We start from the raw sequence: 22,469 nt of genomic DNA, 5'->3' as shown, positions 1-22,469 counted from the left end.
TTCACCGCAGGCCGACGATCATGCTCAGCAGCAGGGCGAGCACCGCCATCAGCGCGAGCCACGCGGCGACCCCGGTGGCGAGCACGAAGCTGCCCAGCAGGCGCGACTTGGCATGGTCGTCGAGCTTGAACAGCGGCTCGATGCCGTGGTAGATGAGCGCTGCCGAAGCCACCCAGGCTGCAGCCAGCGCAATGCCGGCCACCCACATCGAGGGGATGAAGAGCACCAGCGCGCAGAGCCACAAGGGCGTCGGCGCCACCGCGGCGAGCATGAACGCGTCGTGGAAGTCCGGGCGCGTGCCGATGACGTCGCCCATCTGCTGGATCACGCTGGCCATCAGCGGCACCATCAGCAGCTGCGCGCCAAAAAAGGCGACGAACACGGCGCCCGCCTCGAACGCGGTGATTTCCGGGACGGCGGCGGGAAACACTGCGCCGGGGGTCACGAACATCGAGTACAGCAGCATCGCCGGCGGAATCAGCGACATCGGCACCACGTACATCAGAAAGACCCGCATCACCGACGGATGGATGCGGACCAGGTCCGACCATCCTTCGGAATACGAGTACAGCATCTTCGGCAAATCATGGACATGCATGATCGTCTCCTCGGCCATCGATTCCCCTCGAGGCCTCCCCTGTGCTGCGTGAGCGAACCCGTGCAGTAGACCATGTTCCGGAGCGTTCGTGCCGGCAGGGCAGGACTCGACGACCGAGTTGCGTTTGAAGGTCGCCGACTTGCAGACGGGCAGACGCAGCACCCTCTTCTACATCCCGGCTCAGCGTTCCAGAAAGTCCCGTGGCAGGACAACCGGAATTCGGCGATAGGGGTTGAGCGTCGGCAAGTCCTCATCGCTGCTGACCACGACATCGGCCGAGCAGGCAAGGGCCAAGGCCAGGAACTTGTTGTCGCGCGGGTCGCAGCAAGGCTCCTGAAGCATCGTCTCGTCGGCCTCGGAAACGTGGAACAGCCGTGCGTGCCGGCGGTAGAGGTCGACGAACTGCTGGCGTAGATCGCGATCGAGGTAGCGGTCGAACTTCTCTCGCGACATGACCTCACCGAGTTCGGCAAGCGTCGAATCGGAAACGCACAATTCGGCTTGCGCGATAGCCTTCAGAAAAGCCTGGCGCGGGATCGATGTGGGGCGAAGGGCTGCGCTGACGAGCGTGCTGGTGTCGAAGACAACACGCTTAACGAAGTTCATTCACCATCCGCTGCACATCACTGTCGGACAGGTCGAGCGCCTCGGGTTTCAGGCGCGCATCCGCGGAGCGGAAGAAGGCCTCGAAATCGCTGACAACGCGTTCGCGCTGCTCACGGACAGCCAGCAACTCCTTCATGTCTGCGGGCGACAGGACAAAAGCCACCGGGCGACCGCGACGGGTGATGGTGACCGGTTCGCGCTGGGCGCTGTCGATCAACTCGCCGAAGCGATTCTGGGCCTCGACGGAGGTCACGGTGCGCATGATTAGTCTCCTGGCTGAAATAGCTAACATGGAAATTATAAGCAAAACATGGGGATCTGGGCGAAAGGATGCGGAGGGAGCAGTGCGCGGCAGGCCTCGAAGAAGAGCCGCACGTGGGTCGGGCGCCCGCGCCCGGCGATGATGACCGGTCCGGCCATCGCCGCCTTCTTGGTGCGTCCGGGCTGGCGGCTAAACGCCCGGCTCACAGGGCGGTGGTTGGCATGATCGGATCGGTGATCAGGTGCGTGAGGCAGCTCGCCTGCGGTGGTAGTGGCTGTGTAGTCCGGTCGCGGAGCGAGCCCCAAGATCCGGAGGGTGACAGGGGATGGACGCGGGGCGTGAAGCCCGCAGAAGCCACTAGAACGGCGTAGTTCGGCCAGGGCCGAACATCAGGAGGGGATAGGTGGTGCAGGGCGACCAAAAACGGCCCCTGATGCCCGCTCTGAGACCCCGTGAACGAAAAATGTCATCCTGAAGGATGGCACTCTCGTTTGATCCTAAAAACCTCAGTTATCCCACGCCGTTTATATGATCTGGCAGCAGCCGGAGGGGGTGCGGTGGCCCGATGGCCGTGAAGGGGGGCGCAGCCCGCATGCCCGCGCGCCTCGCGGGTCGCGTGCTGCTCGCCGACGACGAGGAGATGGTGCGGGCCTTCCTCCGCGAACTGCTCGAAGGCGGGGGACTGAGTGTCGAGGCGGCGACCGACGGCCGGGAAGGGCGGGCCATGTTTGCCGCCGATCCCGCCGCATTCGATGTCGTGCTCACCGACCTGACCATGCCCCACCTGACCGGGCTGGCGCTCGCCGATGCGATCCGGCGCCTGTCGCCGGCGACGCCGGTGATGCTGTTCTCCGGCTATGCCGATGGCGTCGGCGAGGAGGTGTTGCGCGCCGCGGGTGTGCGTCTGGTGTTGCCCAAGCCGGTCGAGCCTTCGGCCCTCTATGCCGCGCTGACCGAGGCGCTCGGCCCGCGCCGGCCGGACTGAAGCCGGTCATCGGGACGGTCGGCGGGGTGGCCTGTGCCAGCGGCCGTTCGACCGCCAGGCCGCAGTCGGCGATCACCCCGGGCACGCGCGAGATCAGGAAGGAGACGTGGAAACCGCAGAGACGAAGAAGCCGCCGGTACGACGATGCGGCAGACTGCGCCACCGGGCTGGTTCGGGGGGCGCTGCGGGCCCGCGCTGGGCGGGTCCGCGCGCGGACCACAGGCCTACTGGCCGAGCTTCGCCCGTGCCAGTCGTGCAAGCTGGCGGTCGTGTGTCCCGGCGAGCAACCACTGCGCCAGCATCGCCCCCATCAGCGCCATCAGCATGTCGGCCTGGGCATCCCAGGGGTCGCCCTGGGTGCCGAGGAACTCTACCGCGCCGCCGCCCCAGAACACTGCCGAGGCCCACTCGACCAGCTCGTACAGCGCGCTGATGCCGAGGCAGCTCAGCGCAAGCAGGACGAACAGCCACTTGCCCGGGCGCAGCGGCGAGGTGCGCAGCAGCAGCTCGCGGCCGAGGATGGCGGGTGTCACGCCCTGGAAGAAATGGCCGAAGCGGTCGTAGGGGTTGCGCGCGAGATCGAACCAGTCCTGTACCACGAAGCCGATCGGCACGCGTGCATAGGTGTAGGTGCCGCCGAGGATCAGGACCAGCGCGAAGAAGGCGATGAGGCCGCAGGTGAGCGGCGTGAGCGGAAAGCGGCGGGCGCTGAGGACGAGGATCGGCAGCGCGATCAGCACCGGCATCACCTCGGCCCACCATACGCCGCGGTCGTGAGGCGCCACGCCCGAGGCGAGGAGGGCGGCGAGGACGAGGATCAGCAACACGATACGCAGGCTCATGTCAGCGCACCACGCTGGCGGCCTTCGTCGCATCGACGGTGACCTCGGTTGCTGCCGCCATCTGCGCGCCGGCGTCGCCATCGCCATCGACCTCGGTGCGGGCAGTGCCCGACCCCACCACTGTGCCACGCCCCAGATCGATCAGCGTGATGCGGGAGGCCATCTCCTGGCTCGAGCTTCCGCCACCGCAGCCGATCGGCAGCAAGTGCCCCTGGATCCGGCTGAACTCCATGGAACGCCTCCCACGTCATCGGGTGCTGTGCTGGGCTCCGATTCTAACGGGCTACGTCCGATCCGGCGCGGGCTTTCTGCCGCAGGGCTTTCTGCCGCAGCGCGCACTTTACGCAAGGCGCCGGATCAGGGAGGCGGCTGCGTTGTGCTACCGATCGGCGAGCGCCCGCGCGTGATGGCGCAGGTGGTCGTCGATGAAGCTGGCGATGAAGTAGTAGCTGTGGTCGTAGCCGGGCTGCAGGCGCAGCGTCAGCGGATGGCCGGCTGTATTGGCCGCGGCCTGCAGCGCTTCGGGCTTGAGCTGCTCGACCAGGAAACCGTCCTTGTCGCCCTGATCGATCAGCAGCGGCAGGCGTTCGGTTGTGCCGGCAAGCAGGGCGCAGGCGTCCCATTGCCGCCAGTGCTCACGGTCCTCGCCCAGGTAACGCGAGAAAGCTTTCTCGCCCCAGGGGCAGCGCATCGGATTGACGATGGGGGCGAAGGCCGACACCGACCGGTAGCGGCCCGGGTTGCGCAGCGCGCATATCAGCGCGCCGTGGCCGCCCATCGAATGGCCGCTGACGCCGCGCCGGTCGGAGGCGGGGAAGTGTGCCTCGATCAGGGCGGGCAGCTCGTGCACCACGTAGTCGTGCATGCGGTAATGGCGCGACCACGGGGCCTGGGTGGCGTTCACGTAGAAGCCCGCGCCGTGGCCGAAGTCCCAGGCGCCGTCCGGGTCGCCCGGCACGTCCGGCCCCCGCGGGCTGGTGTCGGGGGCGACGAGGATGAGGCCGAGTTCGGCTGCCAGACGCTGGGCCCCGGCCTTCTGCATGAAGTTCTCGTCGGTGCAGGTCAGGCCGGACAGCCAGTACAGCACCGGCAGCTTTTCACCGCGTTCCGTCTGTGGCGGCAGATAGATCGCGAAGGTCATGTCGCAATCCACCGTGGTCGAGCGGTGGCGCAGGCGCTGCAGCCAGCCGCCGAAGCAGCGCTGGGGGCTGAGTGTTTCGAGACTCATGGGCGGCCTCCGTGATCGGAAATGAATGACGGTGCGGATGAGCGCTGCCAAATGAAAAAGCCAACCCCGGAGGATTGGCTTCTTCGTGTCTTGGCTCCCCGACCTGGGCTCGAACCAGGGACCTACGGATTAACAGTCCGGCGCTCTACCGACTGAGCTATCGGGGAATTACCTTTGCAGCCTTCGCTGCGACTCGCTGTTCGCTGGAGAACACCAAGTCCTGAAACTTGGCTCCCCGACCTGGGCTCGAACCAGGGACCTACGGATTAACAGTCCGGCGCTCTACCGACTGAGCTATCGGGGAACAGAGGCGCGCATTCTAGGAAAGAAATGCGCACCAGTCAAGGCGAGGGCGGGAAATTTCCGATTCACCGCCCTCGCCGGGATAAATCAGTTCTTCACCACCTGGGCGATCGCCTTCGCCACGTAGCCGATGTTCTTCGAGTTCAGCGCGGCGAGGCAGATACGGCCGGTCGACACCGCGTAGATGCCGAAGTCGGCCTTCAGCTTCTCGACTTGGGCGGTGGTCAGCCCGGTGTAGGAGAACATCCCGCGCTGCTTGACGACGAAGGAGAAGTCCTGCGCCACGCCTTCGGCCTTCAGCTGCTCGACCAAGCCGGTGCGCATGGCGCGGATGCGCTCGCGCATGCCGGCCAGTTCATCCTCCCACATCTGGCGCAGTTCGGGCGAGTTCAGCACCGCGGCGACGACGGCGCCGCCGTGGGTGGGCGGGTTGGAATAGTTGGTGCGGACCACGCGCTTGACCTGCGACAGCACGCGGCCGGCTTCTTCCTTGCTGGCGGTGACGATCGACAGCGCGCCGACGCGCTCGCCGTAGAGCGAGAAGCTCTTCGAGAACGAGCTCGAGACGAAGAACTGCAGTCCGCTGGCGGAGAAGGCACGCACCGCGACCGCGTCGGCGGCGATGCCGTCGGCGAAGCCCTGGTAGGCCATGTCGAGGAAGGGGATCAGGCCGCGGTTGCGGCACACGGCGACGACTTCGTCCCACTGCGCGTCGGACAGATCGGCGCCGGTGGGGTTGTGGCAGCAGGCGTGGAGCACGATGATCGAGTCCGGCTGCAGGCTGTCGAGCTTGGCTTTCATCGCGGCGAAGTTCACGCCGCGGGTGGCGGCGTCGTAGTAGGGGTAGTTCTCGACCGGGAAACCGGCGGACTCGAACAGGGCGCGGTGGTTTTCCCAGCTCGGATCGGAGATGTAAACGGTGGCGCCGGGCAGCAGGCGCTTCAGGTAGTCGGCGCCGACCTTCAGTGCGCCGGTGCCGCCGAGCGCTTCGACGGTGACCACCTGGCCGCTGGTGGCGAGGGCGGAGTCCTTGCCGAACAGCAGGTTCTGCACGGCGCTGTTGTAGGCGCCGAGGCCTTCGATCGGCTGGTAGCCGCGCGGCGGCATGGCTTCGAGGCGGGCCTTCTCGGCGGCGCGCACGGCGGCCAGCAGCGGGATCTTGCCGTTGTCGTCGTAGTACACGCCGACGCCGAGGTTGACTTTCTCGGCACGGGTGTCGGCGGCGTAAGCCTCGTTCAGGCCAAGGATCGGGTCACGGGGCGCCATCTCGACGGCGGCGAAGATCGAAGCGGACATGGAAACTCCAGTTGTTGCGGTTGTGCGGGCAGATCGGCCGCGGCTCGGGGGGACGGCACTGCGTGCCTCGAGCCGCGATTTGGGAAATAATCGACACTTTGGCGTGTACGCCCCAGCCAGGGGCGAACCGCTGAAAAACAAACGGAAATTCTAGCATGACGCGTCGAGGCAAGAACGTGGGAGAGGGGGCAGCGGCAGGAAATCCGGCAGCAGCGGAAGGGGCGGTGGTGCTGGGCTTCGAAGGTAGCCCCTTCCGCCTGCACCAGCCGTTTCCGCCGGCCGGCGACCAGCCCGAGGCGATCCGCCTGCTGTGCGAGGGCGTAGCGGACGGCCTGCTGTTCCAGACCCTGCTCGGCGTGACCGGCTCGGGCAAGACCTACACCATGGCCAACGTCATCGCCCGCATGGGGCGCCCGGCGCTGGTGCTGGCGCCGAACAAGACGCTGGCGGCGCAGCTCTACGCCGAGTTCAAGGAGTTCCTGCCCGAGAACGCGGTCGAGTACTTCGTCAGCTACTACGACTACTACCAGCCCGAGGCCTACGTGCCCTCGCGCGACCTCTTCATCGAGAAGGACTCGTCGATCAACGAGCACATCGAGCAGATGCGGCTGTCGGCGACGAAGAGCCTGATGGAGCGGCGCGACGTCGTCATCGTCGCCACGGTGTCGTGCATCTACGGCATCGGCGACCCGGTCGACTACCACGCGATGATCCTGCACCTGCGCGAGGGCGAGCGCATGGCGCACCGCGACCTGATCCAGCGCCTGGTGGCGATGCAGTACACCCGCGCCGACATCGACTTTCGCCGCGGCACCTTCCGCGTGCGCGGCGACGTCATCGACGTCTTCCCGGCGGAGAACGCCGAACTGGCGGTGCGCATCGAGATGTTCGACGACGAGATCGAGCACCTGACCCTGTTCGACCCGCTCACCGGCCACCTCAAGCACAAGCTCGCGCGCTTCACCGTCTATCCGTCGAGCCACTACGTGACCCCGCGCGCCACCGTGCTGCAGGCGATCGAGGCAATCAAGGCGGAGCTGGCCGAGCGCGTGGCCTTTTTCCAGCGCGAGGGCAAGCCGGTGGAGGCGCAGCGCATCGAGCAGCGCACCCGCTTCGACCTCGAGATGCTCAACGAGATGGGCTTCTGTAAGGGCATCGAGAACTACTCGCGCCATCTTTCCGGGCGCGCGCCGGGCGAGCCGCCACCGACGCTGATCGACTACCTGCCGGCCGATGCGCTGCTCTTCGTCGATGAGTCGCACGTCGCCATCGGCCAGGTCGGCGGCATGTACAAGGGCGACCGCTCGCGCAAGGAGAACCTCGTCGGTTACGGCTTTCGCCTGCCCTCGGCGCTCGACAACCGGCCGCTCAAGTTCGACGAGTTCGAGCGCCTGATGCCGCAGACGATCTTCGTCTCCGCCACGCCGGCGGCCTACGAGGCGCAGCACCAGGGCCAGGTGGTCGAGCAGGTGGTGCGCCCGACCGGGCTCATCGACCCGGTGGTGGAGGTGCGCCCGGCGCTGACCCAGGTGGACGATCTGCTCGGCGAGATCAAGAAGCGCCTCACGGTGAACGAGCGCGTGCTGGTGACGGTGCTGACCAAGCGCATGGCCGAGGATCTCACCGACTACCTCGCCGACAACGGCATCCGCGTGCGCTACCTGCACTCGGACATCGACACCGTGGAGCGCGTCGAGATCATCCGCGACCTGCGCCTGGGCGAGTTCGACGTGCTGGTCGGGATCAACCTGCTGCGCGAAGGCATCGACATCCCCGAGGTGTCGCTGGTGGCGATCCTCGACGCCGACAAGGAGGGCTTCCTGCGTTCCGCGCGTTCGCTGATCCAGACCATCGGCCGCGCCGCGCGCCACATCCACGGCACCGCCATCCTCTACGCCGACCGCATCACCGATTCGATGAAGGCGGCAATCGGCGAGACCGAGCGCCGCCGGCAGAAGCAGGTCGCCTTCAACGCGGCGAACGGCATCGTGCCGAAGACGGTCACCAAGCGGATCAAGGACATCATCGACGGCGTCTATGATGCCGACGGGGCCAAGCGCGACGCCGCCCGCGTCACCGAGAAGGGCGCCGACTATGCGTTGATGGACGAAAAGGCGCTGGCGAAAACGATCAAGCGGCTGGAGAAGGAAATGCAGGAGCACGCGCGCAACCTCGAATTCGAGAAGGCGGCGGCTGCGCGTGACGAACTGTTCAGGCTGCGCCAGCGCGCGTTCGGCGCCGACCAGCATGGCAGCGCCTGAGCGAGGAAGGAGGAAAGGGTGAAAATCCTGTTCGTGTGTTCCGGGAACATTTGCAGATCGCCCACCGCCGAAGGCGTCGCGCGCCATCTGATCGAGGCCGCCGGCTTGGCGGGGAAGGTGACGGTCGATTCGGCGGGGACGCTCGATTATCACGTCGGCGAGGCGCCGGACCGGCGGACGCAGCGCGCAGCGGCGCAGCGCGGCTACGACTTGTCGGCACTCCGAGCGCGGGCGCTGGTGGCGGAGGACTTCGAACGCTTCGATCTGCTGCTGGGGATGGACCGCGGCCATCTCGAGAGAATGCAAGCCCTCTGTCCCGAGCCGTATCGACCGCGTCTGGGGCTGTTCATGCAGTTCGCGGCGCGTTCGGGGTTCGCGGACGAAGTGCCGGACCCGTACCACGGCACCGCGGAGGACTTCGATCGCGTGCTCGAAATGTGCGAATACGGCGTACGCCGGCTACTGGAGTCGATCGGGCCGCACGCCTGAGCGTGCAGACCACGATGCCGAGTGTTGCGGTCCCCGGCGGAACGTAAAAAGGCCGTCTCTTGCGAGACGGCCTTGCGCTGCCGGGGGCTTACTTGCGGGTTTCTACCTGCTGCAGCGGCTCATCGACGATGACCGGAGCGGTTCGCGGCTTGCGGCCGAGGCGCGCCGGGGATTCGACCGCGCCGCTGCCGAAGTGGACGAGCTTGGACGGGTCGGTTTCGATCTTGACCAGTCCACTGCTATCCGGCACCGAGATCGGCGCGCTCGGGGCGTGCTCCGGCCTGCTCGCCGCCGGCTCGGGGCCTGCGGCCGGTGCGGGCGCGTCCATCGGCGCTTCGACCGCCGCCGTTGCCGCGGGCTCGGGTTCGAGCGCGCCGCTGGCGGGGGGGGCTTCCGCTTCGAGGGGTTCGATGAGCAGCGGCGGAAGTGCTGCCGCCTCGGCCTCGGTGGCCGCTTCGGGCGTGACCGGGGCCTCGGCGGACTCCGCGGCCTCGGTGCTGGAGGCGGCGACCGCATCCGGCGAGGCTACTTCCGGCGCGACGACGCGGACCGGGGCCGGGGGCGCTTCGGTCGGCGCTTGCGGCGCAGGTTCGATGGTCACTGCGCCGGACACGGCGACCGGAAGTTCTGCTTCGGCCGGGGTCGAATCGCCTGCTAGCGTTGCCGTGCTGTGCTCGAACGGCCGGGGGGCGGTCGCGGCTTCAGCGCTGACGGCCGCCGTGTCGATGGCCGTGGCGTCGATGGCCGGTGTCGCAGCGACGACGGGGGCGTCTTCGCTCGGGGCGGAGGTGGTTACGGCGGCTTCGCCCGCCTCGGGAGCCGGAGCCGGCGTGCTTTCTTCACCCTGAGCTTCGGTGCCGCCCTCGCCGAAGCCCGCTGCGTTGGCTTGTGCTTCACCGGTACGGCGGCCGCGACCACGGCCGCGACGGCGGCGTTTCTCGGTCGGAGCGCCTTCTTCCGTGGCGATTTCGGCGGTCGGCGTTGCGGTGGCGGCCGCTTCTGGCGCGAGCGCCTCGGCAGTGGCCGCAGCCGCGAGGACGCTTGTCGTCTGCGCGGTCAGGCGCTCGTCGTCGGCGACGGTGGCACGGGGCTCGGCGGCCTTTTCGTTGCGCTCGAGCGCTTCTTCTTCGCGGTTACCGCGCTGGCCACGGCTGCGGCGGCCGCCTTCTGCGCGTTCGGCTTTTTCCGTGCGCTCGGCGCGTTCACTGCGTTCAGGACGTTCGGACCGCTCTACAGAAGCCGCGCCGCGCTGCGGACGCTCGGTGCCTTCGCTGCGCTCGGTGCGGGGACCGCGCCCACCCTGGGGATCGCTATCGCGTTCGCTGCGGCGGCCACGGTTGCCGTTGCCGCGGCGGCCTTCGCCACTGCGCTCGCTGCGGCCGCGGCTCTCCCGCTTCGGTGCAGCTTCGGCTGCGGCGGCGGGCGCTGGCGGTGGCGCCTCGGCCTTCTTGCCGGTGAACAGGCCGATGATGCGGGCGAACAGGCCCTTCGACGGGGGCTGGGGCGCCGCCGCGGGAGCCGCCGCGGCCGGCGCGGCGGCCGCGATCGGCGCCGGCTGGGCCGGGGCGATGCCCTTGACCGCGGCTTCCTGGCGCGGCGGACGCTCGTTGGCCTTCGATGGCAGGCGCTGCTGCTCTTCGTCCGGTTTCTGCACCATCTGGTAGCTGGCCAGGGCGATGTCTTCGGCGTTGAGCTGGTCGTGGCGCAGGCGGATGATCTCGTGCGCCGGCGTCTCCAGATGGCGGTTCGGGACGATGATCAGCTGCACCTTGTGGCGCATCTCGATGCGCGCGATATCGACGCGCTTCTCGTTGAGGAGGAAGGTGGCGACATCGACCGGCACCTGCAGGTGAACCGCGCCGGTGTTCTCCTTCATCGCTTCCTCTTCGAGGATGCGCACGATGTGCAGCGCCGACGATTCGGTGCTGCGGATGTGGCCGGTGCCGTTGCAGCGCGGGCAGGTGATGTAGCTGGTTTCGGCGAGCGCCGGGCGCAGGCGCTGGCGCGAGAGCTCGAGCAGGCCGAAGCGGCTGATCTTGCCGGTCTGCACGCGGGCGCGGTCGTGGCGCAGGGCGTCGCGCAGGCGGCTTTCGACTTCGCGCTGATTCTTCGCCGACTCCATGTCGATGAAGTCGATCACGATCAGGCCGCCGAGGTCGCGCAGGCGCAGCTGGCGGGCGATCTCGTCGGCGGCTTCGAGGTTGGTGCGCAGCGCGGTTTCCTCGATGTCGGCGCCCTTGGTGGCGCGGCCCGAGTTGACGTCGACCGACACCAGCGCCTCGGTGTGGTCGATCACGACCGCACCGCCCGAAGGCAGGTTCACCTGGCGCGAATAGGCCGACTCGATCTGGTGCTCGATCTGGAAGCGCGAGAACAGCGGCACGTCGTCGCTGTAGCGCTTTACCCGCGAGACGTTCGCGGGCATGACGTGGGCCATGAACTGGCACGCCTGCTCGAAGATGTCGTCGGTGTCGATCAGGATCTCGCCGATGTCGGGCTGGAAGTAGTCGCGGATCGCACGGATCACCAGGCTGCCTTCCTGGTAGATCAGGAAGGCGCCGGACTGGCTCTGCGCCGCGCCTTCGATCGCGGTCCACAGCTGGAGCAGGTAGTTGAGGTCCCACTGCAGCTCTTCGGCGGAGCGGCCGATTGCCGCGGTGCGCGCGATCAGGCTCATCCCCGAGGGCACTTCGAGCTGGTCCATCGCCTCGCGCAGTTCGGCGCGCTCGTCGCCTTCGACGCGGCGCGACACGCCGCCGCCGCGCGGGTTGTTCGGCATCAGCACCAGGTAGCGGCCGGCGAGCGAGATGTAGGTGGTGAGCGCCGCGCCCTTGTTGCCGCGCTCGTCCTTTTCGACCTGGACGATGAGTTCCTGGCCTTCCCTCAGCGCTTCCTTGATCGAGGCCTTGCCGGCATCGACGCCGGGCTGGAAGTAGGCGCGCGAGATTTCCTTGAACGGCAGGAAACCGTGGCGCTCGGCGCCGTAGTCGACGAAAGCCGCCTCGAGGCTGGGCTCGATGCGGGTGATGACCGCCTTGTAGATGTTGCTCTTGCGTTCTTCTTTTGCGACCGATTCGATATCGAGATCGATCAGTTTCTGACCGTCTACGATTGCGACGCGCAGTTCTTCGGCCTGCGTCGCGTTGAAAAGCATGCGCTTCATTTGGATCGTTCTCCCGCGCAAAGCACACGGGCAGGACGAACGGCGCGCACCATCGCGCTTTCCGGGATCAGGAGCGACTGGACATGACTGCTGCTTTCATCCGGTGGGTTTGTCGGGCTGTGATGGGTCGGCTGGTCGATATTCTCTTGCTCCCGCCGGTTGTGGGCCTGGGCCGGAGCATTTGATCCTGCTGTGCGGTTTGTGCGTCAAAATCCAACCCGCGGGCTGGATGGGTATGTCGAAGTGGGACGGTTGCGTTACCATCGGCGCCTTTTCGGCCTTGGATGGCGGGCAACGATCGAGCCGGGAGCGCTCTTCAGGGCTCATTGCCAGCAGTCTGCGCACGCCTTCGATGCAGATGTTTCGACCTGCAGGGAAAATTAGACGCGTCGCACTTGGTTGGCAGCGACCGGGTCGATCGCCCGGAAGTATATTTCATGACGATGATTGAAGGCAAAGCGATCGCGGTTCGCCACGCGCGGATCGACGAGGAGGCTGCGGGGCAACGCATCGACAATTACCTGTTGCGCATCGCCAAGGGGGTGCCGAAAAGTCACGTCTATCGCATCCTGCGCAGCGGTGAAGTGCGGGTCAATGGACGCCGGGTGCAGCAGACCTACCGCCTGGTGGAAGGAGACGAGGTGCGCATCCCGCCGATCCGGGTCGCCGAGCCGACACGCAGCGCCCCGGCGCCAGCGGGCAAGCCGTTGCCGGTGGTGTATGAGGACGATGCCCTGCTCGTCATCGACAAGCCTTCGGGCAAGGCCGTGCATGGCGGCAGCGGAGTGAGCTACGGCGTCATCGAGCAGTTGCGCGCACAGCGCCCCGAGGTGCGCCTGCTCGAACTGGCGCATCGGCTCGACCGGGAAACTTCGGGTCTCTTGATTGTCGCCAAGAAGCGCTCCGCGCTGACCGCGCTGCACGACATGCTGCGCGAAGGCCGGGTGGAGAAGCGCTACCTGACCCTGGTGCCGGGGCGCTGGGCAAATCCGCTGCAGCACGTGAAGGCGCCGCTCTACAAATACCTGACCGCCGAGGGTGAGCGCAGGGTGCGGGTCAGTGACGAGGGCAAGCCGGCGCACAGCGTGATGCGGCTGGTCAAGCGCTGGGGCGGCTACAGCCTGCTCGAGGTGGAGCTGAAGACCGGGCGAACGCATCAGATCCGCGTCCATCTGGCGCATCTCGGCTTTCCGTTGTGCGGCGATGACAAGTACGGCGATTTCGCTCTCAACAAGCGCCTCGAGGGCGAGGGGCTGAAGCGCATGTTCCTGCACGCGGCGCGGCTCAGCTTCCGCCATCCGCTGACGGGCGAGGCGCTCGCCTTCGAGTCGCCGCTGCCCGACGATCTGCAATCCTTCATCGAGCGGCTCGATGCCGCGGAGAAAAGATATGACTGAGCGTTTCGATCTGATCGTCTTCGACTGGGACGGCACCCTGATGGATTCGGCCGCGGCGATCGTGCGCGCGATGCAGGCGGCAGCGTGCGACCTCGGCCTGCCCGCACCCTCGGACGAGCGTGCGCGCTACGTCATCGGGCTGGGGCTGGGCGATGCGCTGCGCCATGCGGTGCCGGAACTGGCGGAAGCCGATTATCCGCGCATGGTTGAGCGCTACCGCCATCACTACCTGTCGCGGGACCACGAACTGGTGCTGTTCGAAGGCGTCGTCGACATGATCGCTGCTCTGGCCGGGCGCGGGCGGATGCTCGGCGTGGCGACCGGCAAGAGCCGGGTCGGACTCGATCGTGCGCTCGGCCATACCGGGCTCGGCGCCTATTTCCACAGCACGCGCTGCGCGGATGAGTGCTTTTCCAAGCCGCACCCGGCGATGCTCGAACAGATCATGGATGAGCTGGGCGTGCGGCCCGAGCGCACGCTGATGGTCGGCGACACCACGCACGATCTGCAGATGGCGAAGAATGCCGGCACCGCCGCGCTCGCGGTCGCTTTCGGCGCCCATCCGGCGGCGGCGCTGGAGGCCGAGTCGCCGCTGGCCTGCGTGCATCGGCCGCACGAACTGGTGCGCTGGCTGTTCGAGCATGCCTGAGTGCGGGGACGCCTGAGCGAACGCGTTCGAGCCGGTGGTGCCGCGCGCGTGCCGATGCACGGAAGTGCCGCCGGCTCCGGCCGCGGAGGTCAGGCCAGGAGCAGGAACAGCGCCGGACGCTTGGCGAGCGCCGGGCGCGGCGCCTTCTTCCAGTCGCGGATGCTGCGGGTGAGGAGGAGTTCGCCTGCGGTGTTGAGTTCGCAGGCGACGCACAGGCGGGTGTCGGGCCGCAGCAGCTTGAGCAGGGCGTCGAACATGCGTTCGTTGCGATACGGGGTCTCGATGAAAATCTGGGTGCGGCCGAGCTGGCGCGATTCGCTCTCGAGGGTGCGCAGGGCGGTGTCGCGCCCGGCTTCATCGACGGGCAGGTAGCCGTGAAAGGCGAAGCTCTGGCCGTTCAGTCCGGAGCCCATCAGGCCGAGCAGGATCGAGGAGGGGCCGACCAGCGGCACGACGCGAATCCCCAGCGCGTGGGCGCGGGCGACCAGGCGGGCGCCGGGGTCGGCGACCGCCGGGCAGCCGGCGTCCGACATCAGGCCGAGGTCGGTGCCGTTCAGCGCGGGGGCGAGCAGGGCGTCGAGCAGGGCAGGGTCGGCGGCCTGCGCATCGGCCGGCAGCTCCCGGATGTCGGTTTCACGCAGTGGGTGCGGGTAGTCGAGCTGCTTCAGGTGGGCGCGCGCGGCGCGCGCCGTTTCGACCACGAAGTGGTGCAGGCCGGAGGCGATGGCCTGTGCCTGTGTGGGCAGGAAAGCCGCCCAGGGCGCCTCGCCGAGGGCGACCGGGACGAGGTAGAGCGTTCCTCTCGGGGGGGCGGAGGCGGTGTGACTCACGGCAGCTCCAGGCCTTCGGCGCGCAGCATGCGAGCGAGGGCGATCAGCGGCAGGCCGACCAGCGCGGTGGGGTCGTCGCCGGGCATGGCTTCGAGCAGGGCGATTCCCAGCCCTTCCGATTTGGCGCTGCCGGCGCAGTCGAGCGGGCGTTCCTTGGCGACATAGCGGCGGATCTCGTCGTCGCTCAGTGGACGAAAGCGGACCTGCGTCGGCACGCCTTCGACCTGCAGCCGGCCGCTGCGGGTGTTGAGTACGGCGAGGGCGGTGTGGAAGGTCACCGTCTGCCCGCGCATGCGCTGCAACTGGGCGATGGCGCGTTCTTCGGTGCCGGGTTTGCCGAAAATCTCGTCGCCGAGGCAGGCGACCTGGTCGCTGCCGATGATGAGGGCGTCGGGCCAGCGTGCGGCAACGGCGCGCGCCTTCTCGGCCGCCAGCCGCTCCGCGGTGGCGGTGGGGGGTTCGCCGGGCAGCGGCGTCTCGTCGGTTTCGGGGCGGTCGATCGAGAACGGCAGCTGCAGGCGCTCGAGCAGCATCCGGCGGTAGGCGGAAGTCGAGGCGAGAACGAGATTCATGGGGGCGCAGTGCGAAGTGGGGCAGGAGCGGGAACGGAAGCGGCAGACGGCGTCGAGCGGGAACGGCCGCCGTGTGGCGTTGCCGCGGATTGGCCTGGCCAGCGGTGTGGGTCGATGCAGGGTGGCTTTACACAAAGCTCGAAAAAATAATATCATGCGCGGCTTATGTCGCAACAAGGCATCCCGTCGAGAGTGATCTCCGACCCTTTCAGGTTCGCCGCAGAAGAGCGCTCGGTTCAGGGCGAGGTCGCTGTGGCCGATTTGCTGCGCCTCAGCGACGCTCTCGCCTCGAGCGAGGGAAGTGTGCTCTGGAAGCTGGAAGGGGCGCTTGTCGGGGACGGCGCTCGGCGCGAGCCGCGGCTGCGCCTGACCGCGAGCGGGCCGCTCGATCTGTGCTGCCAGCGCTGTCTGGGCGGTTTGCCGTGGGTGCTCGGGCTCGACTCCCGCTTGCATCTGGTCAGGGCAAGGCAGCCGATCCCGGAAGAGGAACTCGAGGACGACGAGGTCGATGCGATCGAAGTCGAGGGCGATCTCGATGTGCTCGCGCTTCTCGAAGACGAGATCCTGCTGGCGCTGCCGGTCGCCCCGCGGCACGAAAATTGTGATGCGCCACGTCCCGTCGGCGGCGCGTCGAAAGAATCGCCTTTCGCTGCGTTGGCGTCGCTGCGAGGCAGTCCCAGCGCGAAATAGGCGCGATATTTGTTTTAGGAGCGTTTCTCATGGCCGTTCAGCAGAATAAGAAATCCCCGTCCAAGCGTGGCATGCATCGTGCCCACGATTTCCTCACCGGCCCGGCGCTCGCCGTGGAACCGACCACCGGTGAAGTGCATCTGCGCCACCACATCAGCCCCAATGGCTTTTATCGCGGCAAGAAGGTCCTGAAGGTCAAGGGCGAGTAATCCTGCTGCCCGCACGCACGAGGGCGGCGCAGTGCGCTTTGCGCCTGCGCCGCTTTTTTTCCGACTTTTCCGACTGAATCACGCGAGATGCCGATGGGGGTCACCATTGCGGTCGATTGCATGGGTGGCGATCACGGCCCGGCCGTGACCGTGCCGGCTGCGCTGTCCTTTCTGCGCAGTCATCCCGACGCCAATGCGATCCTGGTGGGGCGGGAGGAGGCGATCCGGCCTCTGCTCGGTACGGTGGCGGCCGACTTCGGTTCGCGCCTGCGACTGCAGCCCGCCTCCGAAGTCGTGGCGATGGACGATCCGCCTGCGATCGCCATGCGCACGAAGAAGGATTCCTCGATGCGGGTGGCGATCGACCTGGTCAAGGCGGGCAATGCCGATGCTGCCGTGTCGGCCGGGAATACCGGCGCGCTGATGGCGATTTCGCGCTTCGTGTTGAAGACGCTGGCGGGCATCGACCGGCCGGCGATCGCCACCATCCTTCCTTCGATGAAGGGCCACACCTACATGCTCGACCTCGGCGCCAACGTGGACTGCTCGGCCGAGCATCTGCTCCAGTTCGGCATCATGGGAGCGATGCTGGTGGCGGCCATCGAACACAAGGATCGCCCCAGCGTCGGTTTGCTGAACATTGGCGAGGAAGCGATCAAGGGCAACGACGTGGTCAAGGAGGCGGGTGAACTGCTGCGCGGCAGCGGCCTGAATTTCTACGGCAACGTCGAGGGCAACGACATCTACGAGGGGACGGTCGATGTCGTCGTCTGCGACGGATTCGTCGGCAACGTGGCACTGAAGACCTCGGAAGGGCTGGCCCAGATGCTGGGCGCCTTCCTCAAGGAAGAGTTCGGTCGCTCCCTGCCGGCCAAGCTGATGGGACTGATCGCGCTGCCGGTGCTCAAGCGCTTCAAGCGCCGGGTGGACCACCGGCTGTACAACGGTGCCCCGCTGCTCGGCTTGCGCGGCGTCGTTCTCAAAAGCCACGGCTCGGCCGATGCGCTCGCCTTTGCGAACGCGCTGTCGCGTGCAGCCGAGGCGGCATCCAACCGGCTCATCGAGCGCATTTCCGAGCGCATGGCGAGCATGAATGAGGTGAAGGCATGATCTACGCACGGATCGCCGGCACCGGCAGCTGTCTGCCGGGCAACCCGGTGAGCAACGAGGACTTGGTCGCGCGCGGCATCGATACGTCGGACGAGTGGATCGTCAGCCGCTCGGGAATCCGCAGCCGTTACCTCGCTGCTGCCGATGTCGGGGCGAGCGATCTGGCCCGTGCCGCCGCCGAGCGCGCAATCGAAGCTGCCGGCTGCGAGGCCGACGACATCGACCTGATCATCGTCGCCACATCGACGCCCGACTATATCTTTCCCAGTACCGCCGCCCTGGTGCAGTCCAAGCTCGGGATCCGCAACGGTGGCCCCGCGTTCGACGTGCAGGCCGTGTGCAGCGGCTTCGTCTATGCGCTGACGGTGGCGGAGAAGTTCATCCGCTCCGGTAGCCACACGCGCGCCCTGGTGATCGGCGCCGAAGTGTTCTCGCGCATCCTCGACTGGTCGGACCGGGCCACCTGCGTGCTGTTCGGCGACGGCGCCGGCGCGGTCGTGCTCGAGGCCTCGACGCAGCCCGGCATCCGCGCCAGCGCGCTGCACGCCGACGGCAGCCATCATCCGATCCTGTGCGTGCCCGGCGGCGTCGCATCCGGCCAGGTGATCGGTGACCCCTTCCTGCGCATGGACGGGCAGGCGGTGTTCAAATTCGCGGTCAAGGTGCTCGGTGACGTCGCCCTGGAAGTGCTGGAGCAGGCCGGGGCGCCGGCCGACAGCGTCGACTGGCTGATTCCCCATCAGGCCAACATCCGCATCATCCAGGCGACGGCGAGGCGCCTCGGCTTGCCGATGGAGCGCGTCGTCACCACGGTCGATCATCACGGCAACACCTCGGCGGCCTCGATCCCGCTCGCGCTCGACGAAGCGGTGCGCAGCGGCCAGGTCCGTCGCGGCCAGCGTCTGGTGGTGGAAGGCGTGGGTGGCGGTTTCACCTGGGGCGCAGCCCTGATCGATTTCTGATTTCTCACCAGCATTTCTGACAAGCGGAGAGCAGGCATGGCATTTGCGCTGGTTTTTCCCGGCCAGGGGTCGCAGTCCGTCGGCATGATGGCCGCGTATGGGGATTCGACCGTGATTCGAGACACCTTCGCCGAGGCATCGGATGCGCTCGGCGAGGATCTGTGGGCGATGGTCTGCGACGGCCCGGCCGAGCGCCTGGCCCTGACCGTCAATACCCAGCCGCTGATGCTGGCCGCGGGGGTGGCGACCTGGCGCGCCTGGCTGGCAGCGGGTGGCACGAAGCCGGCGATGGTCGCCGGCCATAGCCTGGGTGAATATTCGGCACTGGTCGCGGCGGGGGCGATGGCGTTCAAGGACGCGGTGCCGCTGGTGCGTTTCCGCGCCCAGGCGATGCAGGAAGCGGTGCCGGCGGGCGAGGGTGCCATGGCTGCGGTGATGGGCCTGGAAGCCGATGCGGTGCGCGAAGCTTGTGCGGAAGCGGCGCAGGGGGAGGTGGTCGAGGCCGCGAACCTGAACGCCCCCGGCCAGATCGTGATCGCCGGTGCCAAGGCCGCGGTCGAGCGTGCGAGCGAACTCGCCAAGGCCAAAGGCGCCAAGCGTGCCGTGCTGCTGCCGGTGTCCGCGCCCTTCCACTGTGCACTGATGCGCCCGGCGGCCGAGCGCCTGGCCGGACGTCTGGCCGGCGTGGCGATTTCGAAGCCGGAAATCGACGTCATCAACAACGCCGATGTCGCCATCTACGATGAACCGGAGAAGATCCGCGACGCGCTGGTGCGCCAGGCCTTCTCGCCGGTGCGCTGGATCGAGCTGGTGCAGGCGATGGCCGCACGCGGCATGAGCCACGTCATCGAGTGCGGTCCGGGCAAGGTGCTGGCGGGGATGACCAAGCGCATCGCCAAGGACGTGGAAGGCGGCTCCGCGCACGACGCGGCGAGCCTGGAACAATCGATTGCGGCAACGAGGTAAGGAATGAGCTTCTCACTCGAAGGGCAGGTCGCCCTGGTCACCGGCGCATCGCGCGGCATCGGTCGTGCCGTGGCGCTCGAACTGGCCCGCCTGGGGGCGACCGTGGTCGGCACTGCGACCTCGGAGTCCGGCGCGGCGGAGATCGAAAAGGCCGTCACCGAAGCGGGGCTGAAAGGGACCGGGATGGCGCTCGACGTCACCGATGGCGCGGCCTGCGAGGCGCTCGTCGGCGAGGTCGAAAAGCGCTTCGGCGCGATCGCCATCCTGGTCAATAACGCCGGCATCACCCGCGACAACCTCGCGATGCGGATGAAGGACGAAGAGTGGGACGCGGTGCTCGACACCAACCTGCGTGCCGTCTTCCGCATGAGCAAGCTGGTAATGCGCGGAATGATGAAGGCGCGCAGCGGGCGCATCATCAACGTTACTTCGGTGGTGGCGAGCGCGGGCAATCCCGGCCAGGCCAACTATGCTGCGGCCAAGGCCGGGGTGGCCGGCATGAGCCGTGCACTGGCGCGCGAACTCGGCAGCCGCAACATCACAGTCAACTGCGTGGCGCCCGGTTTCATCGACACCGATATGACGCGCGCGTTGCCCGAAGCGGCGCGCGACGCGCTCCTGGGCAATATCGCCCTGGGACGTCTGGGGCGCCCGGAAGAGATCGCCGGCGCGGTCGCGTTTCTCGCATCGCCTGCCGCTGCTTACGTGACGGGGACCACCCTGCACGTCAATGGCGGTATGTACATGTCCTGATCAAGGTTCGGGATAGCGGTTCCCCGGCGTTTTGGTAGAATACGCCGGCTTTTTAAATACACCTGTCACCCTCAGGAAGGAGTTGGTTCATGGAGAACATCGAACAGCGCGTCAAGAAGATCGTCGCTGAGCAACTTGGCGTGAACGAATCGGAGATCAAGATCGAATCTTCGTTCGTCGATGATCTGGGCGCGGATTCGCTGGACACCGTGGAACTGGTCATGGCCCTGGAAGAGGAGTTCGAGTGCGAGATTCCGGACGAAGAGGCCGAGAAGATCACCACCGTCCAGCAGGCGATCGACTACGTCAACGCCCACCTCAAGAAGTAAGCAATACACGCGCTGTTCCAGCGTTTCCTGTCCGGTGACTGCCGTCCACGCGGTTCCGGGCAGGTTCTCATTCTTCCTTATCGATTCCAACGGAGTTGCCTGTGTCGCGTCGTAGAGTCGTCGTCACCGGTCTGGGCGTGATCTCGCCGGTCGGCAATACTGTTCCCGAAGCCTGGGAAAACCTGATTGCCGGAAAGAGCGGTGTCGGCCCGATCACGCGTTTCGATGCCAGCGGCTTCGCATCGCGCATCGCGGGTGAAGTGAAGGATTTCGATGTCGCTGCCTATCTTTCGCCCAAGGAGGCGCGCCGCATGGATGTATTCATCCATTACGGCATGGCCGCTGGCGTCCAGGCGATCCGCGATTCCGGCATTCAGATCGACGAATCGAACGCCGATCGTATCGGCGTCAATATCGGTTCGGGCATCGGCGGCCTGCCGATGATCGAGGATACCCACAACGATTTCCTCGGCGGCGGCCCACGCAAGATTTCCCCCTTCTTCATTCCCGGCACGATCATCAACATGATCTCGGGAAACCTCTCGATCATGTTCGGCCTGAAAGGGCCGAATCTTGCGGTGGTGACCGCGTGTACCACCGGTCTTCATGCGATCGGCATGAGTGCGCGAATGATCGAGTATGGCGACGCCGACATGATGGTGTGCGGCGGCGCGGAGTCGACCGTCACCGAGCTGGCGATCGGCGGCTTCGCCTCGGCCAAAGCCTTGTCCACGCGCAACGATGATCCTGCCACTGCGAGCCGTCCCTGGGACAAGGGGCGCGACGGTTTCGTGCTCGGCGAAGGCGCCGGCGTGCTGGTGCTCGAGGAGTACGAGCACGCGCTCAAGCGCAGGGCCAAGATCTATGCTGAAGTTGCCGGCTTCGGCATGAGCGGCGATGCCTTCCACATGACTGCGCCGGATACCGACGGGCCGCGCCGCAGCATGATCAATGCGATGAAGAACGCCGGTGTCAATCCGGACGAAGTGCAGTACCTGAACGCGCACGGCACTTCGACTCCGCTCGGCGACAAGAACGAGACCGATGCGATCAAGCTCGCGTTCGGCGTCGATACGGCGAAAAAACTCGTGGTCAACTCGACCAAGTCGATGACCGGGCATCTGCTCGGCGGCGCCGGCGGCCTGGAGTCGGTGTTTACCGTGCTCGCGGTGCATCACCAGATTTCGCCGCCGACGATCAACCTCTTCGACCAGGACCCGGAGTGCGATCTCGATTACTGCGCCAACGTGGCGCGGCAAATGAAAATCGATATCGCGCTGAAAAACAACTTCGGCTTCGGCGGCACCAACGGAACGCTCGTCTTCCGTCGCGTCTGAAGTGTCGATGCATGTGGCGTTCGCTCCATGCATCTGCCGCTGACCATCGAACTCTCCCCTTCGCGAGGGGTCCTGGCGTCAGTGCTGGCCGTGCATGCTGCGGCCGCACTGACGCTTTTCCATGTGCCGCTCGCGATGCAGATGCCCACGGCGGTTCCGGACGAAGGCCATGGCGCCGTGGCCGCAGTGGCCTGGGGGCTGCTCGTCGTCTCCTTGCTGCTCGGCGTTCGCGCCGAACTCGGCAAGCGCGGGACCGCGTTGCGGCTGTTCGAGGACGGCGCGGTGGAAGTGTCGACCGCCGAGGGGCGGACGCTGCTGTGCCGCCTCGGTGTTGATGCCGTCGATCTCGGCTGGGCGCTGTGGCTCCATCTTCGGGTCGAGCCTGGGGCTGAAGAAGCGAGCGCGTGCGAAGACGGGGCGCTGCCGCCCCGCCAGGGGAGGGGCTTGGCGCACGGGAGGCGAGTGATGCTCCTGCGCGCGAACCTGCCGGGCGCGCAGTGGCGGTGGCTGAGGATCTGGCTGCGTCACACGGCTTTGCGCAGCGAAGCCGGAGGTTGAGATGTGGATGGGCGGCGTGGCCGGGGTCGGGCTCTCTGCGCATGCGCCTGAGGAAAAGGCCCGGCGCGAGCGGC

Annotated in this window: 24 protein-coding genes and 2 tRNA genes; 14 read left to right on the top strand and 12 right to left on the bottom strand. The window is 67.0% G+C overall.

Annotated features, from left to right (window positions below; translation table 11 throughout):
- Position 1 precedes the first annotated feature (1 nt).
- The 3 genes from MXC99_RS12905 to MXC99_RS12895 form a co-directional block, all read right to left on the bottom strand.
- Positions 2-598 carry a Yip1 family protein gene (locus tag MXC99_RS12905; RefSeq protein WP_247725840.1) on the bottom strand — a complete coding sequence of 199 codons (597 nt, stop codon included), beginning with the start codon at positions 596-598 and terminating at the stop codon, positions 2-4.
- A 180-nt stretch (positions 599-778) separates the two neighbouring features.
- A complete protein-coding gene (locus tag MXC99_RS12900) occupies positions 779-1,204 on the bottom strand; it encodes a putative toxin-antitoxin system toxin component, PIN family (RefSeq protein ID WP_247725839.1) in 426 nt (141 codons plus the stop codon).
- Positions 1,191-1,466 (bottom strand): type II toxin-antitoxin system Phd/YefM family antitoxin, encoded by a 276-nt coding sequence (locus tag MXC99_RS12895; protein WP_075148613.1) that lies wholly within the window; start codon positions 1,464-1,466, stop codon positions 1,191-1,193. Before MXC99_RS12895 ends, MXC99_RS12900 begins: the two co-directional genes overlap by 14 nt.
- Before the next feature lie 592 nt (positions 1,467-2,058).
- Between MXC99_RS12895 and MXC99_RS12890 the strand changes: the two genes are divergently transcribed.
- The gene (locus tag MXC99_RS12890; RefSeq protein ID WP_247725838.1) at positions 2,059-2,451 is read left to right on the top strand and encodes a response regulator; all 393 of its coding nucleotides are present in this window, start codon (positions 2,059-2,061) and stop codon (positions 2,449-2,451) included.
- Positions 2,452-2,675: 224 nt separating this feature from the next.
- Here MXC99_RS12890 and MXC99_RS12885 read toward each other — a convergent pair whose 3' ends face one another.
- The 6 genes from MXC99_RS12885 to MXC99_RS12860 all read right to left on the bottom strand — a co-directional run bounded on the left by MXC99_RS12885 (position 2,676) and on the right by MXC99_RS12860 (position 6,120).
- Positions 2,676-3,293 carry a DUF2238 domain-containing protein gene (locus MXC99_RS12885; protein WP_247725837.1) on the bottom strand — a complete coding sequence of 206 codons (618 nt, stop codon included), beginning with the start codon at positions 3,291-3,293 and terminating at the stop codon, positions 2,676-2,678.
- A gap of 1 nt (position 3,294) precedes the next feature.
- The gene (locus MXC99_RS12880; protein WP_247725836.1) at positions 3,295-3,525 is read right to left on the bottom strand and encodes a hypothetical protein; all 231 of its coding nucleotides are present in this window, start codon (positions 3,523-3,525) and stop codon (positions 3,295-3,297) included.
- A 147-nt stretch (positions 3,526-3,672) separates the two neighbouring features.
- On the bottom strand, positions 3,673-4,521 hold the full coding sequence (gene fghA / locus MXC99_RS12875) for an S-formylglutathione hydrolase (RefSeq protein WP_247725835.1): 849 nt from the start codon (positions 4,519-4,521) through the stop codon (positions 3,673-3,675).
- 91 nt (positions 4,522-4,612) lie between these two features.
- Positions 4,613-4,688, bottom strand: a tRNA-Asn gene (locus MXC99_RS12870).
- A 61-nt stretch (positions 4,689-4,749) separates the two neighbouring features.
- Positions 4,750-4,825: transfer RNA gene (locus MXC99_RS12865), tRNA-Asn, on the bottom strand.
- Positions 4,826-4,911: 86 nt separating this feature from the next.
- Positions 4,912-6,120 carry an amino acid aminotransferase gene (locus tag MXC99_RS12860; RefSeq protein WP_247725834.1) on the bottom strand — a complete coding sequence of 403 codons (1,209 nt, stop codon included), beginning with the start codon at positions 6,118-6,120 and terminating at the stop codon, positions 4,912-4,914.
- A 155-nt stretch (positions 6,121-6,275) separates the two neighbouring features.
- On the opposite strand from MXC99_RS12860, the gene uvrB reads away from it, so the two are divergent.
- Both uvrB and MXC99_RS12850 read left to right on the top strand, forming a co-directional pair.
- On the top strand, positions 6,276-8,381 hold the full coding sequence (uvrB, locus tag MXC99_RS12855) for an excinuclease ABC subunit UvrB (RefSeq protein ID WP_247725833.1): 2,106 nt from the start codon (positions 6,276-6,278) through the stop codon (positions 8,379-8,381).
- A gap of 18 nt (positions 8,382-8,399) precedes the next feature.
- Positions 8,400-8,870 (top strand): low molecular weight protein-tyrosine-phosphatase, encoded by a 471-nt coding sequence (locus tag MXC99_RS12850; RefSeq protein WP_247725832.1) that lies wholly within the window; start codon positions 8,400-8,402, stop codon positions 8,868-8,870.
- An 88-nt stretch (positions 8,871-8,958) separates the two neighbouring features.
- On the opposite strand, the gene MXC99_RS12845 is transcribed toward MXC99_RS12850, so the two are convergent.
- Complete coding sequence (locus MXC99_RS12845) at positions 8,959-12,033, bottom strand: Rne/Rng family ribonuclease (RefSeq protein WP_247725831.1); 3,075 nt, start codon at positions 12,031-12,033, stop codon at positions 8,959-8,961.
- 437 nt (positions 12,034-12,470) lie between these two features.
- Between MXC99_RS12845 and MXC99_RS12840 the strand changes: the two genes are divergently transcribed.
- Together MXC99_RS12840 and MXC99_RS12835 are read left to right on the top strand one after the other, a co-directional pair.
- Positions 12,471-13,430, top strand: a complete 960-nt coding sequence (locus MXC99_RS12840; RefSeq protein ID WP_247725830.1) for an RluA family pseudouridine synthase — start codon at positions 12,471-12,473, stop codon at positions 13,428-13,430.
- Positions 13,423-14,079 carry an HAD-IA family hydrolase gene (locus tag MXC99_RS12835; RefSeq protein ID WP_247725829.1) on the top strand — a complete coding sequence of 219 codons (657 nt, stop codon included), beginning with the start codon at positions 13,423-13,425 and terminating at the stop codon, positions 14,077-14,079. The genes MXC99_RS12840 and MXC99_RS12835 overlap by 8 nt, the downstream gene beginning before the upstream one ends.
- 89 nt (positions 14,080-14,168) lie before the next feature.
- Here MXC99_RS12835 and MXC99_RS12830 read toward each other — a convergent pair whose 3' ends face one another.
- Positions 14,169-14,909: an SAM-dependent methyltransferase gene (locus MXC99_RS12830; protein ID WP_247725828.1), complete on the bottom strand. Its 741-nt coding sequence runs from the start codon at positions 14,907-14,909 to the stop codon at positions 14,169-14,171.
- Positions 14,906-15,481, bottom strand: a complete 576-nt coding sequence (locus MXC99_RS12825) for a Maf family protein (protein ID WP_247725827.1) — start codon at positions 15,479-15,481, stop codon at positions 14,906-14,908. The genes MXC99_RS12830 and MXC99_RS12825 overlap by 4 nt, the downstream gene beginning before the upstream one ends.
- 165 nt (positions 15,482-15,646) lie before the next feature.
- On the opposite strand from MXC99_RS12825, the gene MXC99_RS12820 reads away from it, so the two are divergent.
- From MXC99_RS12820 to MXC99_RS12780, 9 genes are all read left to right on the top strand, one after another.
- Positions 15,647-16,171 carry a YceD family protein gene (locus MXC99_RS12820; protein WP_247725826.1) on the top strand — a complete coding sequence of 175 codons (525 nt, stop codon included), beginning with the start codon at positions 15,647-15,649 and terminating at the stop codon, positions 16,169-16,171.
- 29 nt (positions 16,172-16,200) lie between these two features.
- A complete protein-coding gene (gene rpmF, locus MXC99_RS12815) occupies positions 16,201-16,380 on the top strand; it encodes a 50S ribosomal protein L32 (protein WP_075148623.1) in 180 nt (59 codons plus the stop codon).
- Positions 16,381-16,473: 93 nt separating this feature from the next.
- The gene (gene plsX / locus MXC99_RS12810) at positions 16,474-17,490 is read left to right on the top strand and encodes a phosphate acyltransferase PlsX (RefSeq protein ID WP_247725825.1); all 1,017 of its coding nucleotides are present in this window, start codon (positions 16,474-16,476) and stop codon (positions 17,488-17,490) included.
- On the top strand, positions 17,487-18,452 hold the full coding sequence (locus tag MXC99_RS12805) for a beta-ketoacyl-ACP synthase III (RefSeq protein ID WP_247725824.1): 966 nt from the start codon (positions 17,487-17,489) through the stop codon (positions 18,450-18,452). Before plsX ends, MXC99_RS12805 begins: the two co-directional genes overlap by 4 nt.
- A gap of 36 nt (positions 18,453-18,488) precedes the next feature.
- Positions 18,489-19,418 (top strand): ACP S-malonyltransferase, encoded by a 930-nt coding sequence (fabD, locus tag MXC99_RS12800; RefSeq protein WP_247725823.1) that lies wholly within the window; start codon positions 18,489-18,491, stop codon positions 19,416-19,418.
- A 3-nt stretch (positions 19,419-19,421) separates the two neighbouring features.
- Entirely contained in the window at positions 19,422-20,171 is a 750-nt protein-coding gene (gene fabG, locus MXC99_RS12795) for a 3-oxoacyl-ACP reductase FabG (protein ID WP_247725822.1), read from the top strand.
- An 89-nt stretch (positions 20,172-20,260) separates the two neighbouring features.
- Positions 20,261-20,500: an acyl carrier protein gene (acpP, locus tag MXC99_RS12790; protein ID WP_004255952.1), complete on the top strand. Its 240-nt coding sequence runs from the start codon at positions 20,261-20,263 to the stop codon at positions 20,498-20,500.
- A gap of 101 nt (positions 20,501-20,601) precedes the next feature.
- Positions 20,602-21,837, top strand: coding sequence for a beta-ketoacyl-ACP synthase II (gene fabF, locus MXC99_RS12785; RefSeq protein ID WP_247725821.1), 1,236 nt, complete (start codon positions 20,602-20,604; stop codon positions 21,835-21,837).
- Between the two features lie 27 nt (positions 21,838-21,864).
- Complete coding sequence (locus tag MXC99_RS12780) at positions 21,865-22,395, top strand: protein YgfX (protein ID WP_247725820.1); 531 nt, start codon at positions 21,865-21,867, stop codon at positions 22,393-22,395.
- The last annotated feature ends 74 nt before the right edge of the window (positions 22,396-22,469 follow it).

The sequence above is a fragment of the Thauera aromatica genome (genome assembly GCF_023093595.1).
Taxonomy (GTDB): domain Bacteria; phylum Pseudomonadota; class Gammaproteobacteria; order Burkholderiales; family Rhodocyclaceae; genus Thauera; species Thauera aromatica_A.
The sequence above is the reverse complement of the archived record's forward strand: the minus strand, read 5'-3'. Positions and strand labels throughout refer to the sequence as shown.

Coding starts and splice junctions, on each gene's coding strand:
- MXC99_RS12905 (WP_247725840.1), bottom strand. CDS start 598: ATGCATGTCCATGATTTGCCGAAGATGCTGTACTCGTATTCCGAAGGA.
- MXC99_RS12900 (WP_247725839.1), bottom strand. CDS start 1,204: ATGAACTTCGTTAAGCGTGTTGTCTTCGACACCAGCACGCTCGTCAGC.
- MXC99_RS12895 (WP_075148613.1), bottom strand. CDS start 1,466: ATGCGCACCGTGACCTCCGTCGAGGCCCAGAATCGCTTCGGCGAGTTG.
- MXC99_RS12890 (WP_247725838.1), top strand. CDS start 2,059: ATGCCCGCGCGCCTCGCGGGTCGCGTGCTGCTCGCCGACGACGAGGAG.
- MXC99_RS12885 (WP_247725837.1), bottom strand. CDS start 3,293: ATGAGCCTGCGTATCGTGTTGCTGATCCTCGTCCTCGCCGCCCTCCTC.
- MXC99_RS12880 (WP_247725836.1), bottom strand. CDS start 3,525: ATGGAGTTCAGCCGGATCCAGGGGCACTTGCTGCCGATCGGCTGCGGT.
- fghA (WP_247725835.1), bottom strand. CDS start 4,521: ATGAGTCTCGAAACACTCAGCCCCCAGCGCTGCTTCGGCGGCTGGCTG.
- MXC99_RS12860 (WP_247725834.1), bottom strand. CDS start 6,120: ATGTCCGCTTCGATCTTCGCCGCCGTCGAGATGGCGCCCCGTGACCCG.
- uvrB (WP_247725833.1), top strand. CDS start 6,276: ATGACGCGTCGAGGCAAGAACGTGGGAGAGGGGGCAGCGGCAGGAAAT.
- MXC99_RS12845 (WP_247725831.1), bottom strand. CDS start 12,033: ATGAAGCGCATGCTTTTCAACGCGACGCAGGCCGAAGAACTGCGCGTC.
- MXC99_RS12840 (WP_247725830.1), top strand. CDS start 12,471: ATGACGATGATTGAAGGCAAAGCGATCGCGGTTCGCCACGCGCGGATC.
- MXC99_RS12835 (WP_247725829.1), top strand. CDS start 13,423: ATGACTGAGCGTTTCGATCTGATCGTCTTCGACTGGGACGGCACCCTG.
- MXC99_RS12825 (WP_247725827.1), bottom strand. CDS start 15,481: ATGAATCTCGTTCTCGCCTCGACTTCCGCCTACCGCCGGATGCTGCTC.
- MXC99_RS12820 (WP_247725826.1), top strand. CDS start 15,647: ATGTCGCAACAAGGCATCCCGTCGAGAGTGATCTCCGACCCTTTCAGG.
- rpmF (WP_075148623.1), top strand. CDS start 16,201: ATGGCCGTTCAGCAGAATAAGAAATCCCCGTCCAAGCGTGGCATGCAT.
- plsX (WP_247725825.1), top strand. CDS start 16,474: ATGGGGGTCACCATTGCGGTCGATTGCATGGGTGGCGATCACGGCCCG.
- MXC99_RS12805 (WP_247725824.1), top strand. CDS start 17,487: ATGATCTACGCACGGATCGCCGGCACCGGCAGCTGTCTGCCGGGCAAC.
- fabD (WP_247725823.1), top strand. CDS start 18,489: ATGGCATTTGCGCTGGTTTTTCCCGGCCAGGGGTCGCAGTCCGTCGGC.
- fabG (WP_247725822.1), top strand. CDS start 19,422: ATGAGCTTCTCACTCGAAGGGCAGGTCGCCCTGGTCACCGGCGCATCG.
- acpP (WP_004255952.1), top strand. CDS start 20,261: ATGGAGAACATCGAACAGCGCGTCAAGAAGATCGTCGCTGAGCAACTT.
- MXC99_RS12780 (WP_247725820.1), top strand. CDS start 21,865: ATGCATCTGCCGCTGACCATCGAACTCTCCCCTTCGCGAGGGGTCCTG.